1 protein-coding gene and 1 pseudogene are annotated in these 1090 nt (G+C 65.1%); one reads left to right on the top strand and one right to left on the bottom strand.

The window, feature by feature from the left end; all coding sequences use genetic code 11:
* Positions 1–202: 202 nt before the first annotated feature.
* Entirely contained in the window at positions 203–355 is a 153-nt protein-coding gene (locus tag VQ042_RS25645) for a hypothetical protein (RefSeq protein WP_331823057.1), read from the bottom strand.
* A 65-nt stretch (positions 356–420) separates the two neighbouring features.
* On the opposite strand from VQ042_RS25645, the pseudogene VQ042_RS25640 reads away from it, so the two are divergent.
* A pseudogene (locus tag VQ042_RS25640) lies at positions 421–939 on the top strand (IS66 family transposase); the annotation flags it as partial.
* Positions 940–1090 lie beyond the last annotated feature (151 nt).

Below are 1090 nucleotides of genomic sequence, written 5' to 3'. Positions count from 1 at the left end.
CCACGGCATCCTCCCAACGGCGAAAATCCGCCGGCCAAGCGAAGAATCCATCGCAACCGCAAACGCAAGTGAACAATCAGACTACAAAAATTTCCAAATGCGATTCCCCTGGGGTGTGTTGCCACACGGGTGTGGCACGGCGACACCGCGGCGAATCTTGGCGCCTGGCCGGTCCGCGGCTGGTGTCGGCGACGGCGCGGCGTCACGTGATCTCGCGCTCGCAATTGGTGACGTGGCGGCACGCCTTTCGCGCCGAGCGTGCCGGATCGGAGGCAGTGCCGACCTTCGTTCCCGCGGTGCTTGCGCCGGTATTGGAGCGGCCGAAGCCGCAGATGACGACGGCGGTCTCGCGCATGGAGATCGTCCTGACCTGCGGACGGCGGATCGTCGTCGATGCGGATGTCGATGCCGAGGCTCTGGCCCGGATCGCTGGAGGCGGTCAAGCGCATTGATGCGCTGTTCGAGATCGAACGCGAGGTGAGTGGTCGCCCTGCCGAAGAACGCCTGGCTGTCCGGCGGGAGCGAAGCGTGGCCGTTCTGGCCGAACTGGAGGACTGGATGCGCACCGAGCGGGCGCGCCTGTCGCGCCACGCGCCGGTCGCCAAGGCCATGGACTACATGCTGACACGCTGGGACAGCTTTGCCCGCTTCACCACCGAAGGCCGGATCTGCCTGACGAACAACGCGGCGGAACGCGCGATCCGCGGCCTGGCTCTCGGCCGCAAGTCATGGCTCTTTGCCGGTTCCGATCGCGGCGCCGATCGCTGCGCCTTCATGCTGACGCTGATCGCGACGGCCAAGCTTAACGACATCGATCCGCAGGCCTGGCTCGCCGACGCCCTCCCGCGCATCGCCGACACACCACAGACCCGTCTCGGCGAACTCCTGCCGTGGAACTGGTCTGCCAAGGATCACCCGGTCGAGCGCGCAACCGCATAGCCAACGATCAGGAGATTCCGCACCGCGGTCCACGCCGGCTTGCGATTACCCATAAATCGGCGTGACTGCTGATCTGGCTCCGGGCCAAAGTTCTTGAATGGGAGGAATCGCTTGTGATTCCTGTGTGAGCACCTGTTGATTCGGAGGTGCT

This window comes from Aurantimonas sp. A2-1-M11, from assembly GCF_036549475.1.
Classification (GTDB): domain Bacteria; phylum Pseudomonadota; class Alphaproteobacteria; order Rhizobiales; family Rhizobiaceae; genus Aurantimonas.
The sequence above is the reverse complement of the archived record's forward strand: the minus strand, read 5'-3'. Positions and strand labels throughout refer to the sequence as shown.

Coding starts and splice junctions, on each gene's coding strand:
- VQ042_RS25645 (WP_331823057.1), bottom strand. CDS start 355: ATGCGCGAGACCGCCGTCGTCATCTGCGGCTTCGGCCGCTCCAATACC.